This is a genomic window from Streptomyces sp. NPDC006265 (assembly GCF_040613555.1).
Classification (GTDB): Bacteria; Actinomycetota; Actinomycetes; order Streptomycetales; family Streptomycetaceae; genus Streptomyces.
The window spans coordinates 1-1,958 of the sequence record NZ_JBEXSH010001239.1; the positions used below are offsets into that span (position 1 = coordinate 1).

The window sequence follows — 1,958 nt, forward strand, 5'->3', positions numbered from 1 at the left end:
GCCACCGGCTCCTCGACGAGCAGCCGGGTCGCCGCCAGGCAGACCTGCCCGGCGTTGTCGTACTGCTCCACGGCGAGGTCGACGGCCAGGTCGAGGTCGGCGTCGGCGAAGACCAACAGGGGTGACTTTCCGCCGAGCTCGAGGCTCAGGGGCGTGAGGTTCGCGGCGGCGGACTCTGCGATCCGCCGGGCCGTCGGCACGGACCCGGTGAAGCTGATGCGGCGCACGTCGGGGTGGGAGGTGAGCGCGTCGCCGATCTCGGAGCCGTACCCCTGGACGACGTTGAGGACACCGGCGGGCAGTCCGGCCTCCGCGGCGATGTCGGCCAGCAGGGAGGCGGTCAGCGGCGACCACTCAGCGGGCTTGAGGACGACGGTGTCGCCGGCGGCGAGAGCGGGGGCGACCTTCCAGGTGGCCAGCATCAGGGGCGCGTTCCACGGGGTGATCAGCACGCAGGGCCCGGCCGGGTCCCAGCTGACGTGGTTGGTGTGGCCGCGCGTCTCGAAGTCCTCGTGGTCGAGCCGGAGCAACCAGTCGGCGAAGAACCGGAAGTTGTGCGCGACGCGGGGCATGACGCCCCGCCGGTGGGAACGGAGCAGCGCCCCGTTGTCGGTGGTCTCGACGATCGCCAGCTCCTCGATCCGCTTCTCGACCCCGTCGGCGATGGCGTGCAGGATGCGGGCGCGTTCGGCGCGCGAGGTGGCGGCCCAGCCGGGAAACGCGTCCCGGGCGGCGGCGACAGCGGCTTCGGCCTCGGCGGGCCCGCCCCGGGCGATCTCGCCGAGCGTGGTGCCGTCGATGGGAGAGTGATCGGTGAAGGTCCCGGCGGAGGCGACGCGCTTGCCACCGATCCAGTGCCGGGTGTCGACGGAGACTCCGGCGACGGTGATGTTGTCAGACATGAGAAGAGTTCCATTCGAACGAGGGGCACTGCACTTCCCCAGGGGCGCGGGGCTGTATCGATATGCGGCTCCGCCGCGTGGGCGCGAACAACCACAACGAGCCCGCACCCGCCCACCGGCACTACTCGGCAACCGCTCCGGACGTACCACTCTCCAGCAGCCGCCCCCCGTCCCAAACCACCCCGACCTGCCGGTAATACGCAGCGATCGGCTCCCGTACCTCCAGCCGAGCCAGCTCCTCCGTAGGCGCCTCGAACAGCTCCAGCTCCGCGTCCCCCACCCACGCCTGACCACCCTCGAAGGCCGCGGCCCCGGACTCGATCAACTCATCGAGGGCGAGCCCCTTGCCCTTCTCGATCGACGGCAGCCACCGGTGATGGGCCATGGGATGCGCATTGACGAACCCACCGCTCTCGGAGGGTTCCCGCAGTGTCACCACGGCCTGCGCGAGACGCCGGTCCGCGGCCGCCAGCGTCGCCCCGAACCGCGCCCCCGCCTCGATCCGCGGAGCGGGCCCATAGGGATGCGGCCGCGTCTGGTGAATGGAGCCGAGCTTCTTCGGATAGCCCTGGTGCAGCCCCCGCGCGATCGCGAAGTCCTTGTCCACCCAGATGTGGACGCACCGCGAGTACGCCTGTCCCCGGAACCGGCACCGCACCACCGCGAACGCCTCCTTGTACTGCGCCCGCACGGGGTCCAGCAGTTCCACCCCCGACGCCGAGCAGGACTGCCAGTCGGCCCAGATCAGGGCGACCGCGCCAGGGTCTTCGTCCGCCAACTCCATTGATTCGGGGAGCAGTTCACGTACGCGCGCGGGGTCCGTCCGGTACTCGACGGTGAGCAGGTCACCGGAGTAGCGCCACGGCGGGGAGGGGATCAGCGACGACGCGCCCGTCGCCGTCTTGGGATGGAAATAGCCACGAAGTCCGTTCACGAGAGGGCTCCTTGCGGGGTGAGGGCGGGCTGCTTCAGCAGTTCGACGCGGTACCGGGCGGCAGCCCGAGCCGCGGAGGGTCGGCCGAGCGCGCCGGCGGGGGGGTCGGACACGGCGGGGGC

The 1,958-nt window shown here is 71.4% G+C and carries 2 protein-coding genes; both read right to left on the reverse strand.

The window, feature by feature from the left end:
- Window positions 1-902 (reverse strand): aldehyde dehydrogenase family protein (locus ABZ281_RS47540; protein WP_356664867.1); only part of this gene is annotated, 902 nt, incomplete at its 3' end.
- Window positions 903-1,023: 121 nt separating this feature from the next.
- Window positions 1,024-1,836, reverse strand: coding sequence for an acetoacetate decarboxylase family protein (locus ABZ281_RS47545; protein ID WP_356664869.1), 813 nt, complete (start codon window positions 1,834-1,836; stop codon window positions 1,024-1,026).
- Window positions 1,837-1,958 lie beyond the last annotated feature (122 nt).